Here is a 13,199-nt window from a genome sequence, read left to right as displayed (position 1 = left end):
CAGGGCGTTCCCGGCAGGATCAGCTGCCGCCCTGCTGGACGGCGCTCGCCGCGGGCGTTCCCGGCCGGACCTCCTGGCCCGACTCCGGATCGGTCGGGCCGCCCGCCGGATCGGTCGGGCCGCCCGCCGGCGGCGTCGGCACGCTGACGCAGTCCGGCGCGGGACCCTTGATCAGCGCGGCGGCCAGGGAGACGCTGGTGGGCGACTGCGCCGCGGCCAGCAGCAGCGTGTCACCCTCGGGGATGCCGTCGGCGTCGAACGACAGCGTGCCGGTGCCGAGCCCGCCCACCTCCTCCACCGTCGAGTTGAGCCCGGTGTCGAAGCGGTCGGTGTCGACCGGCAGGCTGCGCAGCTCGACGCAGCCGTCGCGCATCGGAACCGCGACCGCCCGCACGCCCAGCCTGCGCAGTTCCTCGTTCGCGCCGGTCACGCCGGTGAGGTCGGTGATCGACACCCTCACCACGCCGTCGGCTCCCTTGGTGACCGCGTAGGCGGCGGGCGCCCCGCCGGGGAGCACGGTGCCGGTCAGCGCGATCACACCCGCCACGCCCAGCACGGTGCCGCCGATGCCCACCGTGCGGCCGATCCCGCGCCGCCCGGTCGTCGCCCGGTCGGGCACGGCGTCCAGCTCTGCTCCGTGGCTGCGCATCAGGTCTTCGAAGAGCTGATCCTCGAACTTGGCCATCATCGTTCCCTCCCTGTCGTCTTGCGGAGTTTCGTTCGGGCCCGGAACAGTCGAATGCGCACAGCGCCCGCCGAGACGCCCAACGCCTCGGCGGCTTCCTTCGGGCTCAGGCCGTCGAGATCCACCAGCTCCACGACCTCGCGGTCGAGCCGGGGCAGTTCGGCCAGTCTGGCGAGCAGCGCGCCCGCCGCCTGCTCGGCGTCGATCCGGTCGAGCAGGTCGTCCACCACGTCGGCGTCGAGCGGGCGCTGTCCGGCGATCCGGCGCGTGCTGTCGGTGCGCTGGCTGTGCGCTTCGCAGTGCCGGGCGAACACCCGGCTCGCGATGCCGATCAACCAGGCCCGGGCGCTGCCCTTGACCGGGTCGAAGGTGGCGAACGACGTGATCGCCCGGACGAAGGTGTCCGCGGTCAGGTCGGCCACCGTCTGCGGGTCCGCGCTGCGCCGCGCGAAGTAGGCGGTGATCATGCCGACGTTCGCCCGGTAGACCTTCTCGAACTCGGCCGCGGCTCGTTTCCCGGGCGGTGGGTGCTGGAGTGGCTCCACGTGGTCCGCCACCGCGTCTGCCATTGTCTCGCTCACACCACAAGGTTGCCGAGATCCCGCCACCCCGTTACGAGGCGTCAGCCGAGCTGCTCACGGTCGCGGCCCGGTCCGCGGCGAAATGCCCTGGCACGGACGTCTCGGCTGCCGATCCCCCACCTCCGGAGCCGGCGCTCCACCCGACGTGGACCCGGTGCCCACCCGCGAGCAGTCGCCGGCACGGGCGCCGACCGGCGGGCCGCTTCGGATCCCGTCACGGATCAGGCGGCCGTCAGCCGTCGGCCGACTCGTGCCACCGGCCGACCACCCAGCGGGCCAGGGCGCCGAAGACCACGAACACCGCGATGCCCAGCGCGCTCGCCAGGACCACCGCGGCGAACATCCGGGCCGACGCGAGCTGGGACCGGTACTGGTCGATCAGCACGCCGAGGCCCGGCTCGCCCTGCCGGAAGAAGAAGTCGCCGACCACCGCGCCGATGACGCTCCCGCCCGACGCGATCCGCAAGCCGGTGAACATCGCGGGCAGCGCGGCCGGCAGCTGGAGCTTCCACAGCCGCGTCCACCGCCCCGCCCGGTGCAGGTCGAAGAGCTGGTGCTGGGCCGCGGGCACGGACCGGATGCCGAACAACGTGTTGGCCACCAACGGGAACAGCGAGAGCAGCACGCACACCAGCACCCGGCTGGAGAACCCGAAGCCGAACCAGAACCCGAACAACGGCACCAGCGCCAACACCGGGATCGTCTGCACCACCACGACGTAGGGGTAGACCGCGCGCTCCAGCCACCGCGACTGCGCCATCAGCACGGCCAGCCCCACGCCGAGCACCACCGAGATCAGCAGTCCCAACCCCGCCACCCGGCTGGTCAGCGACAACGCCGCGAGCAGCTCGGCGAGGTTGTCGGGATCACCGAACCCGACCCGGAGCACCTCGTCCACCGGCGGCAGCAGGAACCGGCGGCGCGGTGACAGCACGACGTGGCTGACGAACGTCCACGCGCCCAGCACCACCAACAACACCGCCAACGGCGGCACCACCGTCCGCGCGACCCGCTTGATCTTCACGAGGCCCGCACCACCGTCTCCGACACCGACCCCACGAACGCCGCGTACTCGCCGCTCGACCGAAGTCCCGGCGGACGCGGGTAGCCGAACGGCACCGCCACCTCGTCCACGATCCGGCCCGGCCGGGGCGACATCACCAGCACCCGGTCCGCCAGGTACACGGCCTCGCCCGCCGAGTGCGTGACGAACAACGCCCCGAACCCGTGCCGGGCGGACAGCCGCAGCAACTCCTCCCCCAGCTCGTGCCGGGTCAGCTCGTCCAGCGCGGCGAACGGCTCGTCGAACAGGAACAGCTCCGGCTCCACCAGCAGCGCCCGCGCCAACGCGACCCGCATCCGCATCCCGCCGGACAGCCGCGCGGGCCGGACGTGGCCGAACTCCGCCAGCCCGACCGCCGCCAGCACCCGGTCGGCACGGGCGCGGCGCTCGGCCTTGGCCAGGCCGTCCAGCTCGCCGAACAGCTCGACGTTGCGCCGGGTGGTCCGCCAGGGCAGCAGGGTCGGGTCCTGGAAGACGTAGCCGACCCGGTCGGTGCGCCGGGTGACCGTGCCCGACGTCGGGGCGCGCAACCCGGCGGCCACCTGCAACACCGTGCTCTTGCCGCACCCGGAAGGACCCATCAGCGCGACGATCTCGCCGGCGCGGACGTCCAGGTCCACGCGGTCCACCGCGTGCACCCCGCCGGGGAACGTCACGTCGACCTTGGACAGTGCCAGCAACTCCCCCATCGCCACCTTCCTCCCCGGGGAGACTCTCACACAGGAGAATCGCCACACGGGAGAACGGCGCACGACCTGGTTCGCCGCTATGCGAAGATGAGCTTCATGCCCTCTGCCCGCCGTGCGTCATCACTGGTCGCGCTATCGGTGTTGTTGCTGGCGGCCTGCACGACGCCCGACGCCGGCCAGGGCGGTGAGCCGTTGCCACCTGCCGCCGAGTCGTTGCGCGGGACGTGCCCCGACACCGTCGTGGTGCAGATGAACTGGTTCCCGCAGGCCGAGCACGGCGGCCTGTACCGGCTGCTGGGCAGCGGTTTCACCGTCGACGGCGAGCGCAAGGCCGTCGAGGGACCGTTGCTGGACGACGGGCGAGACACGGGCGTGCGGCTCCAGGTCCGCGCGGGCGGGCCGGTGACCGGGTTCCAGCGGGTGTCGGCGCTGATGGCGGCGGACCCGTCGATCACGCTGGGCAGCGTCGCCACCGACGAGGCGGTGCAGGAGGCGGGGACGTTCCCGACCACGGCGGTGTTCGCGCCGTTGGACAAGAGCCCGCAGATGATCATGTGGTCGAAGGAGCACCACCCGGACTGGGAGTCCATCGCCGACATCGGCCGCACCGACACCACGGTGGTGTACGCCACCGGCGCGTCCTACATGGACTACCTGGTCCAGAGCGGACAGTTGAAGCAAGCGCAGGTGGACGGCTCTTACGACGGCGCGCCGGCGCGGTTCGTCTCGGCCGACGGCGCGATCGCGCAACAGGGGTACGCGACCAACGAGCCTTACCGCTACGAGCGGGAGATCGACGCCTGGAAGCGGCCGGTGGACTTCGCGCTGGTGCACGACAGCGGTTATCCGATCTACCCGGAGACGCTGGCGGTGTCGTCGGCGGAGGTCGAGCGGCTGAGCCCGTGCCTGACGAAGCTCGTGCCGATCCTGCAACGCAGCACGCGTGCCTACTCGGCGGAGCCGGAGGAGACCAACGAGGCGTTGGTGCGGATGGTCCGAGAACTCAACGCGGGCACCGAGTACAGCGTCGCGCGGGCCGAGTACGCGGGCGAGCAGATCCGCGGCCTGGGACTGGGCAACGACGGCGTGACGCCGACCGTCGGCGACTTCGACCAGGCCCGGGTGGCGAAGCTCGTCGAGGACCTGAAGCCGTTGCAGGAAGCCGAACGCCGCGCGGTCCCGGCCGGCCTGAAGGCGGAAGACCTGGTGAGCAACGCGTTCGTCGACCCGACGATCGCCTGGTGACCGCGCACTTCGACATCCTGGCCCGCCGCTGCCGACGGTACGCGGAGATCACCGACCTGCTCTACCTGCCATGGCTGGCCGGTGTCGTCATCGCCCTGGCGGAGGCCGACAACGCCCGGCCCGACATCACCTACCAGGCCAGGGACCTGTTCGACGTGGCACCGGACCGGGACGGGCGCTTCGACCTGGTGCCGGCGGTGAACACCCTCTTCGCCGTGCGGGACTGCGGCCGCGTCCTGCCGCACGTCCGGTCGCTCATCGCCCGGGGCGGCCGGTTGGTGGTGATCGACGTGGTGAACCCGCCGGCACGCCGTCCTTACGTGGCACCGGGCGCAGGCGTTCCGGGTGGTGGCCATGATGGCCGTGCGGCACAGGTCACCCGCCGTGGCGTTGGACGTCCTCCGCCTGCGCCTGCACCCGACCTGGCTGGAGCACGTGACGCGGAACACCCCGCCGACGCGCGACGACTGCCACGCCCACTACCGGCAGGTCTTCCCGGCGCGTGCCTGGACGACACCCCCGACCGCTACCTGTGCGGCCTGGTCTGGAACGCCCCGTCCTGACTCCGGAGGCGTCGGCCGCCCTCGGGCGCGGGGCTGTCGCCCCGGGATGGAACGTCAGTCGCGGCGCGCGGCCCAGACGGTGCGCTCGGTGCGCACCGCGAGGTCGTCACGGCGCAGGATGCCGTGCGGGCTGCCGGTGTCGAGCAACCGGTCGAGCGCGACGAGGTCGTCCGCCGCGAGCTCCGCGCCGACGGCGTCGCGGAGGCGCCGCAGCACGCCCGAGGCGTAGCGGCCGATCACCGCGTTGCGGGACCCGTCGACGTCGACGGCGACGGTGAGCTCGCCTTCGACCGCGAAGCCGGCGGCGGTCAGCTTCGCTCCCCAGTCGGCGCCGCGGTGGGGCACGTGCTCGGCGTGGAAGCGGTCGGTGGCGGCGTGGAGGCGGCCTTCCAGTCCGGGCCGGTCGGCGGGGGCGTCCTCGGGCAGGAAGCGCGGGAGGCCGGCGAGCTCGACGACGACGAACAGGCCGTCGGGCGCGAGCAGGTCGCGAACGGCGCGCAGGGCGTGGTCCGGGTCGGCCAGGTGGTGCATGGAGGCCGACGCCCACACGAGGTCGGGCGTGCCGAGGTCGGGCCAGGTGGCGTCGTCGAGGTCGGCCGGCAGGGTGCGCACGTGCTCGTCGACGGCGCGGGCCCGTGCCTTCTCACGCAGCCGTCGCAGGTGGCCGGGCGAGGCGTCGACGGCGGTGACGTGCGCCTCGGGGAAGCGGTCGAGGAGCGCGAAGGTGCCCGCTCCCGTGCCGGAGGCGAGGTCCACGATCCGGCGGGGGCTGCTCTTCAAGGGCAGCCACTCGGTGATCGCGGCGATGTGCTCGGCGAGGACTTCCGCGTCCAGGTCGAGGATCTCCGCCTGCCCGCTGTCCGCGTCGCGTTGCTGGTGGTGCCCGTGCTCGTGGGTGTGTGTCTGCGGCATACGGCCACGTTAAGCGCCTTATGCGTGTTGAGCACGGCATCTTGCGCATTACGCAAGGAACTGTCTTGTTGCGCAGCGGACCGCGCAAGGGTGCGGGCCGCCGGTGCGACTACTGGCCGCGTTGCGCGTCGCCGTTCTCGGGCTGGTCGTCGGTCTCGCGATGTCCACGGCGGGCGTCCCGGTCGAAGATGAACATGATGTCGCAAGGGCGACCCTCCGCGCCGATGGCGTGCGGCATCATGGTCGGGAACTCGGCGGCCTTGTTGGTCTCGATGCGGAAGCGGCGGTCGCCCAGCATCAGGATCGCGGTGCCGGACAGCACGACGAGCCATTCCCGGCCCGGGTGGGCGCGCATCCTGGACGGGTTGTCGGGCGGCGGCTCGGTCAGCCGTCGACGCATGACGCTCATGGCCGGGTCACCCTTCATCGGCCAGCTCACGCCGTGGGCGCCGTGGATCATGGGACTGATGACGACGTCGTCGGCGGCGTTCTCGACGAGCTGATCGAGGGTGGTGTCCAGGGCGCGGGCCAGCGTGACGAGCTGGTCCAGCGCCAAGCGGCGCTGCCCGTTCTCGATGCGGCTCAGCGACGACTGGCTGAGGTGGGCACGGCCGGCCAGTTCCTCCAGGGACAGGCCCTGAGCCACGCGCAGAGCACGGATGCGTTTGCGCACGAGGCCGTCCAACGAACCTTCTTCTTGCGTCATGGACAAGATGATATGCCCTCGGCGCAACCTCCGCCTAACGTCGAATCCATGAGTACGAACCAGCCAGCGCAGGAAACCACCGCCGAAACCGGCGCACCGGACGCGCGTGAGCTCCGCACCATCCTGATCGCCGTCTCCGTCGCGCTGATGGCCGTCATCGCGTCGGTGTCCGGGCTGAACGTCGCCCAGACCCACTTGGCCGTCGAGTTCGGGGCCTCGCAGAACGCGGTTCTGTGGATCATCAACACCTACACCCTGGCCCTGGCCGCCCTGCTGCTTCCGCTCGGCGCGATCGGCGACCGCCTGGGCCGCAAGCCCGTGCTGATCGCAGGGCTCGGCGTCTTCGGCGTCGCCAACGTCGCGGCGGGCCTCGCCCCGACCGCCGAGGTCATGATCGCGACCCGGGTGGCAGGCGGCGTCGGCGCCGCGATGATCATGCCGATCACCCTCGCCGTCATCACCTCCACCTTCCCCGAGGAGCAGCGCGGCAGGGCGATCGGCGTGTGGACCGGCGTCGCGGGAGGCGGCGGCGTCCTGGGCATGTTCCTCTCCGCCCTCCTGGTCGACGTCGCCGACTGGCGCTGGTTGTTCGTGCTGCCGGTGGCCCTGGTCGTCGTGGCGCTGGGCATGACCCTGACTTCGGTGCCCGACTCCCGTGAGCGCTCGGCCCGTTCCTTCGACACCCTTGGCGCGCTGGTCTCCACCGTCGCCGTCGTCGGCCTGATCTTCGTCCTGCAGGAAGGGCCCGAACGCGGCTGGACCGCTCCCGCGACGCTGATCGGCCTCGCCGTCGGCCTGATCTCGGGCATCGGCTTCGTGGCCTGGGAGCTGCACCGCCGCGACGCGGCACTGCTGGACGTGCGCCTGTTCCGGGAGCGCGGCCTGGCCGGCGGCTCGATCACGCTGCTGGTGGTCTTCGGTGTCCAGGCGGGCGTCGCCGTGGTCCTGTTCCCGTTCTTCCAGGCGGTGCTCGGCTGGTCGGGACTGCTGTCGACGGCGGCCATGATGCCGATGGCCGTCATGATGATGACGGCCTCCGGCCTGGCCCCCCGGGTGGCCGCCCGCATCGGCTCCCGCTCGACCATCGCGGCGGGCATCGCCCTGGCCGGTGCGGGCCTGGCGCTGATGGCGCTGTTCGTCTCCGTGGACGGCGGTTACCCGGGCATCCTGCCGGGCATGCTCGCCATGGGCACCGGCATGGGCCTGTCCATGACGCCTGCCACCGAGGCCATCACCGGATCGCTGCCGCGTGGCAAGCAGGGCGTCGCCTCCGCGCTCAACGACATCACCCGTGAGTTCGGCACCGCGTTGGGCGTCGCCGTGTTGGGCGCGCTCGTGTCCGCCGGCTACCGCAGCGCGATCGACGACCGGCTGCACGGCGTCCCCCGAGCCGCCGCGGACACAGCCCGCGCGGGCATCGCCAACGCCGTCGAGGTCTCGGGCAGCGCCGGCCCGCACGAGCGGCGGATCGTCCACGCCGCCCACCAGTCCTTCGTCGACGGCTGGCAGCAGGCCATGTGGGCGGGCGTCGCCGTCATGGGCGCGCTGCTCGTCTGCATCGTCCTGCGCGGCCCGAAGAACCCCGTGCCGGTGGACGAGGCCGCCGAGACGGTCGGCGCCGGATGACGACTTGCAGCCCCGCCCTCACGCCAGGGTGGAGCCGTGTCCGTACCGGACCCGTAGGCCGCCATCGCGAACGCCGGGAGCGACTCGTCCCGCTCATCGCGCCGGTCGAACGCCAGGAACTTCGACGATGCCGCGGTAGACCGGCGCCGGCGAGTCGGTCCGCACGGCCACCGTCGCCATCCGCTGACCGAACACGCAGAGCACGCCCGCCGCGCGTGGCGGGATCGCGTCCAGGATGTACTGGCGCGCGGCGGGCGTCGAGTCGGGGGACCCGGCCACGACCGACTCCACGAGGTCGTCCAGCTCGTGCGGCAGCTTGTTGCCCATGTACCCGTTGCACCGTCGGTCCGGCAGGTGCCTGACCGCAGCAATCAAACCCCGTTGTGCGGCGCGCTAGTTCGCCTCGCCCGTCAGCGCGAAGGACCGCAGCCGCCGGGTGGCCCCGACCGTGCCCACCACGACGAACACCGACACCATGATCAACGCGGTCGGCACCGACATCGTCGAGGAGATCAGCGGGGTGTCGCCGATCGCGTCCGCGATGGCCGTCGCGTGCTGGCGGATGCTGAACACGCGGGCGCCGTCGACGAACGAGACCAACAGGTTCTCCCACAGCACGATGTAGACGAGGCCGACCGCGACCGGGCGCTTGGTCATCACGCTCAGCGCGAGGAACAGGGCGCCGTAGGCCAACGCGCCGAGGACCGTGCCGACGACCAGGCCGACCGCCAGCGTGCCGGAGCCCGCGATCAGGGCCGCGAGGGCCAGCGGCACGGCGGTGGCCACGGTGGTCACCGACCAGGCCACCAGCAGCTTGGACAGGATGATCTCCGAGCGCGGCAGCGGCTTGGTGATCAGGTGGGTGATGGTGCCGTCGTCGATCTCCAGGCCGAGCGCGCTGCTGCCGACGATCAGCGCGGTCAGCGGCAGGATGACCGCGAGACCCAGGTTGGAGAAGACCAGCGGGCCCCAGTCGGACGGGGTCACGTACTCGTCCTCGCTGCTCACCCCCAGCAGGGTCAGCCCGATCAGGATGATCGGCATGGGGAGCAGCAGCAACACGCGCTTGCGGCCGAGCAGCGCCCTCGCCGTGAGGCGGATGATCGTCGGGTTCATGTGGTCACCAGGTAGGAGAAGACCTTCTCGAGGGACTCGTCCGAAGGCAGGATCGTGGTCAGCCGGATACCCCTCGCCTTGGCGAGCTTGGCCAGGGCACGGGTGAAGGCGCCGTAGTCGCTGGTGTGCACCTGAAGGCCCGCCTCGGCGATGCTCACCCCGGAGACCGACGGCTCGGCCATCAGCGCGGTCGCGAGGAGGCGGTCGTCGGAGGAGGCGATGGTGAACACGTGCGGGCGGGTGGTCATCAGCCGCCGGATGTGCCGGTAGTCGCCGGAGGCGGCGAGCCTGCCCGCGACGATCACCTGCACCGTGCCGGAGAGCTGCTCGACCTCCTCCAGGATGTGGGAGCTGAACACGATGGTCCGCCCCTCCGCGGCCATGCCGTCGAGCAGCTCCATCATCTGCATCCGCTGCCGGGGGTCCATGCCGTTGAACGGTTCGTCCAGCAGCAGCACGTCCGGGTCGTGCACGAGCGCCGCGGCGACCCGGCTCCGCTGGCGCATCCCCTTGGAGTAGGTGGAGATCCGGCGGTCCTGCGCGTCGCGCAGGTCCACGACGTCCAGCGCGGCGCGGGCGGCGGCCGTCGGGTCGGGGAGCTTGTGCAGCTTGGCACTGGCCAGGACGAACTCCCACGCGGTGAGGAACCCGGGCACGCTCTCGCGCTCGGTGACCAGGCCGAGCTTGCGGTACACGCCGGGGTTGGCCCACGCGGGCTCACCGCCGATCACGACCTCGCCCTGGGACGGGGCCAACAGGCCCGCCATCAGGTGCAGCACGGTGGTCTTGCCCGCGCCGTTGGGTCCGAGGAGGCCGGTCAGCCCGGGGCCGATCGACAGGGTCACGTCGTTGACCGCGACCACGTTGCCGTACCAGCGGGAGACGCCCGAGAGTTCGACGGTGTTCATGACTTCATCCCCTTGTACCGCCACACCGCGGCCATCGTGCCCAGCGCGGTCAACGCGACCGCGACCACGCCGTACACCGGTCCGAACGAGCCGATGTCGACGATGTCGAGTTCCAGTCCGAACAGCCACTGGTCCACGCCGTTGAGCAGGCTCGTCGGGTCGAGCAGCCCGGCGAGCAGGCCGATCGTCCCGGAGTCCAGCTCGCTCAGGATCCCCGAGATCGGGGCGGTGAGCAGGAAGACGCCGATGATCATGCCGGACGCGAACACCCGGCGCCCCGACAGCGACGCGATCGGCAACCCCAGCGCCGCCAGCAGCGCGGCGTGGACGGCCGCCGCCAGGAGGCCGACGAGCAGTCCGCCGAACTCCTCCAACACCCCTGGGACGCCGTTGTCAGTGCCGAAGGCCATGCCGATGAACATGATCAGCATGGACGCCGCGAACACCAGGAACGTCGCGGTGGCCAGCGCGGCGACCTTGGTCAGCGCGTAGCTCGACCGGCCCAGCGGGCGGGACAAGTAGAGCTGCAACAGGTTCGTGCGCAGGTCCACCGACACCAGCTCGGGCGCGACGACGGCGACGAAGACCGCCGCGGCGAAGGTGAAGGTGGAGGCGATGCCCACGTAGTCGAGGATCGGCTCGGGCACCTGGCTGTTGATGATCACGATGATCAGCGAGGCGATGGAGGCCAGGCCGATCAGCCCGAACGGCAGCACCTTCGCCCACGGGCTGCGGCCGAGGCCGTAGGCGCTGCGAAGGCTGTGCACGTACAGCGCGCGGGCCGAGTAGGCGGGGCCGAGCCTCGGGCCGGTGTAGCGCTGGTAGCCGATGTCGTGGATGACGCCGGGTTCAGACATGGGACACCTCCTCGGCCGGGCGGTCGCGGAACAGGTCGGCGACCTGGTGCCGCTGGCGTTCGAGCCGGTGCAGGCAGAGGTCGAGGTCCGCGACGGCGTCGCGGATGAGGTCGTACACCGCGCCGTCGTCCTCGCCGAGGCGGACGGTCAGCACGCGGTTGTCGTGGCGCACGTCCAGGCCTTCGGCGGTGAGCGCGACGGCCAGCCGCTCGGCGCCCTCGTCGATCTCGACGACGAGCAGGTCGTTGTGCTCGGTCATCGACGACAGCGTCGCCGAGCGCAGGAGGGTGCCCGCGTCGATGGCGACCAGCGACGTGCAGATCCGCTCGATCTCGCCGAGCAGGTGGGAGCAGACCACCACCGAGATGCCGAACTCCGTGCCGATGCGGTGCACCAGGTCGAGCATCGCCCGCCTGCCCGCCGGGTCGAGCCCGTTGGTGGGTTCGTCGAGCAGCAGCAGTTCGGGGTCGTGGACCAGCGCTTGGGCGAGCTTGACCCGCTGCTTCATGCCGGTGGAGTAGCCCCCGATCCGGCGGTAGCGCTCCTCGTAGAGGCCCACGTGCCGCAACGTCTCCGACGCCCGCTCCCGCGCCGCCGCCGCGGGCAGGCCGCTGACCTGCGCCATGTGCGTGACGAACTCGGCGGCGACCATGTCCGGCGGCAGGCAGTCGTGCTCGGGCATGTAGCCGACCTTCGCCCGGACCTGCTCCCCGTCGGCGATCGGGTCGAGGCCGAGCACGCGGATCTGCCCACTGGTGGGCGTGAGCAGCCCCAGCGCGAGCTTGATCAGCGTGGTCTTCCCCGCCCCGTTGACCCCGACCAAGCCGACGACCCCGGCCTCGATGTCCAACGTCAGATCCGCCAGGGCGGTGACTTTGCCGTCGTAGCGCATTCCCAGCGCGGACGTCTCGATGAGTGGCACACGAGGACCTTACGGCCGTCCGTCCACCCGCACATCCGGCCGCACCCTGAGTCCGGCGGCCTCGCGACCCCTAGGGGTCGGCCGCGAGTGGTGGAGGTGGCCGCCCGACGAAGCCCTTCCGCCGCGCGGCGGAAGGGCTTCGTCGCGCTCGGTCCGCCGGTCTACGACCGGGGCCGGCCGACCTCGGCCGTCCGTGGCGCCGCGCCGCAGTTCGGGCGGTGCACCATCCGGTTGGCGCAGCTCGCCAGGTTCCAGTTCGTCGCGAGGAACGACCCGGCCGGCGGGTTGGGGTGGAAGTAGTCGTTGACGTTGCAGTCCCAGTAGTAGTCCAGGTTGCCGTTCGGGGACGGGCACACGTTCGAGCGGTAGTTGCCCGAGCGGGGACCACCGTCCTTGTAGCACATGACGTCGGCGTCGTCGTTGCAGTGACCGGCGCCCGAGCTGTTGGGCGTGTTCGGCAGCACGGCGCCCATCGAGTGCCCCTGCTCGTGCAGCATGTACGTGAAGGGGCACCGCCCGTAGACCACCGCGATACCGGGCGCGTTGTTGACGCCGTTCTCCACGCCGGGTCGCGTGTCGCCGCTGCCGTAGGCGACGCCGCCGCCGCAACCACCGTCTCCCCAGTACACGACGTTGTCCTGACCGGTGATCCGCTGGCCCTGGCGGGCGACCTCCTGGTCGATGGCGCCGATCGCGCTGTTGTCGTGGCTGCTGCGCATGACCCGAACGGCCGGCTGGCCCGCGGCGTCGCACGCGACGCGCAACGACAGGTCCCCGCCGTACTGCGCGGCGCGGTTGGACACCATGGCGTTGGACTCGATGAAGTGCTGCCTCATCAGCGGCACCATCGTCGCCGACGCGTCGGGCGCACCCGCCGGGATCATGTACACGAGCTGGATGCGGTACGAGTCCGTAGCGCAGTGGTGCGAACGCGCGGCCAGGGGCGTGATCGCCTGCGGGGTCACCGCGTCCCGCACACCCTTGTCCTTGGCGAGCGGGGCGTCGAAGTGGGTCACGTGGTCGCCGTGGGGCGTGCGCACCTTGAACTCGCCGTCGCCCATCGCGCAGACGCGGTCACCCAGCCCGGCCACGGGTGCGAACTCATCGGCATGGTGACAGCGTTCCGCGGCCGGCGTCCCGTGCGAGTGCGGACCCGCGTCCTCGGCGTGGTCGTGGTCTTCGAGGGTCTGATCGGGGGCGGTGGCGACGGGAACCGGGGTGCTCGCGGCAGCCGCGCCGGGCACTGACAGGACGGACGCGGCTACCACGCCGGAGGCGATCACCGCGAGGAGCTTCTTCATGGACACTCGGACCTCCAAGGGGGGT

The 13,199-nt window shown here is 71.6% G+C and carries 15 protein-coding genes; 3 read left to right on the top strand and 12 right to left on the bottom strand.

Annotated features, from left to right (window positions below):
- Positions 1 to 19: 19 nt before the first annotated feature.
- The 4 genes from AB0H12_RS24040 to AB0H12_RS24025 form a co-directional block, all read right to left on the bottom strand.
- A complete protein-coding gene (locus AB0H12_RS24040) occupies positions 20 to 688 on the bottom strand; it encodes a hypothetical protein (protein ID WP_499625415.1) in 669 nt (222 codons plus the stop codon).
- Positions 685 to 1,266 carry an RNA polymerase sigma factor gene (locus AB0H12_RS24035; RefSeq protein WP_499625413.1) on the bottom strand — a complete coding sequence of 194 codons (582 nt, stop codon included), beginning with the start codon at positions 1,264 to 1,266 and terminating at the stop codon, positions 685 to 687. The genes AB0H12_RS24040 and AB0H12_RS24035 overlap by 4 nt, the downstream gene beginning before the upstream one ends.
- A gap of 232 nt (positions 1,267 to 1,498) precedes the next feature.
- On the bottom strand, positions 1,499 to 2,290 hold the full coding sequence (locus tag AB0H12_RS24030; protein WP_499625412.1) for an ABC transporter permease: 792 nt from the start codon (positions 2,288 to 2,290) through the stop codon (positions 1,499 to 1,501).
- Positions 2,287 to 3,018 carry an ABC transporter ATP-binding protein gene (locus AB0H12_RS24025; RefSeq protein ID WP_499625410.1) on the bottom strand — a complete coding sequence of 244 codons (732 nt, stop codon included), beginning with the start codon at positions 3,016 to 3,018 and terminating at the stop codon, positions 2,287 to 2,289. The genes AB0H12_RS24030 and AB0H12_RS24025 overlap by 4 nt, the downstream gene beginning before the upstream one ends.
- 96 nt (positions 3,019 to 3,114) lie before the next feature.
- Between AB0H12_RS24025 and AB0H12_RS24020 the strand changes: the two genes are divergently transcribed.
- Both AB0H12_RS24020 and AB0H12_RS24015 read left to right on the top strand, forming a co-directional pair.
- A complete protein-coding gene (locus AB0H12_RS24020) occupies positions 3,115 to 4,263 on the top strand; it encodes a substrate-binding domain-containing protein (protein WP_499625409.1) in 1,149 nt (382 codons plus the stop codon).
- Positions 4,260 to 4,826 carry a class I SAM-dependent methyltransferase gene (locus tag AB0H12_RS24015; protein ID WP_499625407.1) on the top strand — a complete coding sequence of 189 codons (567 nt, stop codon included), beginning with the start codon at positions 4,260 to 4,262 and terminating at the stop codon, positions 4,824 to 4,826. Before AB0H12_RS24020 ends, AB0H12_RS24015 begins: the two co-directional genes overlap by 4 nt.
- Positions 4,827 to 4,880: 54 nt before the next feature.
- On the opposite strand, the gene AB0H12_RS24010 is transcribed toward AB0H12_RS24015, so the two are convergent.
- Both AB0H12_RS24010 and AB0H12_RS24005 read right to left on the bottom strand, forming a co-directional pair.
- Positions 4,881 to 5,738, bottom strand: a complete 858-nt coding sequence (locus AB0H12_RS24010) for a class I SAM-dependent methyltransferase (RefSeq protein WP_499625405.1) — start codon at positions 5,736 to 5,738, stop codon at positions 4,881 to 4,883.
- 109 nt (positions 5,739 to 5,847) lie between these two features.
- The gene (locus AB0H12_RS24005; protein ID WP_499625404.1) at positions 5,848 to 6,423 is read right to left on the bottom strand and encodes a helix-turn-helix domain-containing protein; all 576 of its coding nucleotides are present in this window, start codon (positions 6,421 to 6,423) and stop codon (positions 5,848 to 5,850) included.
- 69 nt (positions 6,424 to 6,492) lie between these two features.
- Here AB0H12_RS24005 and AB0H12_RS24000 point away from each other — a divergent pair, with 69 nt between their 5' ends.
- On the top strand, positions 6,493 to 8,070 hold the full coding sequence (locus tag AB0H12_RS24000; RefSeq protein WP_499625402.1) for an MFS transporter: 1,578 nt from the start codon (positions 6,493 to 6,495) through the stop codon (positions 8,068 to 8,070).
- A gap of 93 nt (positions 8,071 to 8,163) precedes the next feature.
- On the opposite strand, the gene AB0H12_RS23995 is transcribed toward AB0H12_RS24000, so the two are convergent.
- The 6 genes from AB0H12_RS23995 to AB0H12_RS23970 all read right to left on the bottom strand — a co-directional run bounded on the left by AB0H12_RS23995 (position 8,164) and on the right by AB0H12_RS23970 (position 13,174).
- Positions 8,164 to 8,397, bottom strand: coding sequence for a hypothetical protein (locus AB0H12_RS23995; protein WP_499625400.1), 234 nt, complete (start codon positions 8,395 to 8,397; stop codon positions 8,164 to 8,166).
- A 66-nt stretch (positions 8,398 to 8,463) separates the two neighbouring features.
- Positions 8,464 to 9,186 (bottom strand): ABC transporter permease, encoded by a 723-nt coding sequence (locus AB0H12_RS23990; RefSeq protein ID WP_499625398.1) that lies wholly within the window; start codon positions 9,184 to 9,186, stop codon positions 8,464 to 8,466.
- Positions 9,183 to 10,094, bottom strand: coding sequence for an ABC transporter ATP-binding protein (locus AB0H12_RS23985; protein ID WP_499625396.1), 912 nt, complete (start codon positions 10,092 to 10,094; stop codon positions 9,183 to 9,185). Before AB0H12_RS23985 ends, AB0H12_RS23990 begins: the two co-directional genes overlap by 4 nt.
- Entirely contained in the window at positions 10,091 to 10,951 is an 861-nt protein-coding gene (locus AB0H12_RS23980; RefSeq protein WP_499625395.1) for a hypothetical protein, read from the bottom strand. Before AB0H12_RS23980 ends, AB0H12_RS23985 begins: the two co-directional genes overlap by 4 nt.
- A complete protein-coding gene (locus AB0H12_RS23975) occupies positions 10,944 to 11,873 on the bottom strand; it encodes an ABC transporter ATP-binding protein (protein ID WP_499625393.1) in 930 nt (309 codons plus the stop codon). Before AB0H12_RS23975 ends, AB0H12_RS23980 begins: the two co-directional genes overlap by 8 nt.
- A 161-nt stretch (positions 11,874 to 12,034) precedes the next feature.
- A complete protein-coding gene (locus AB0H12_RS23970; protein WP_499625391.1) occupies positions 12,035 to 13,174 on the bottom strand; it encodes a hypothetical protein in 1,140 nt (379 codons plus the stop codon).
- Positions 13,175 to 13,199: the final 25 nt, after the last annotated feature.

Origin of the sequence: Actinosynnema sp. NPDC023794, assembly GCF_040639675.1 — a bacterium.
GTDB classification, from domain to species: Bacteria; Actinomycetota; Actinomycetes; order Mycobacteriales; family Pseudonocardiaceae; genus Actinosynnema; species Actinosynnema luteola.
This window is presented reverse-complemented; position numbering and strand designations above follow the sequence as displayed.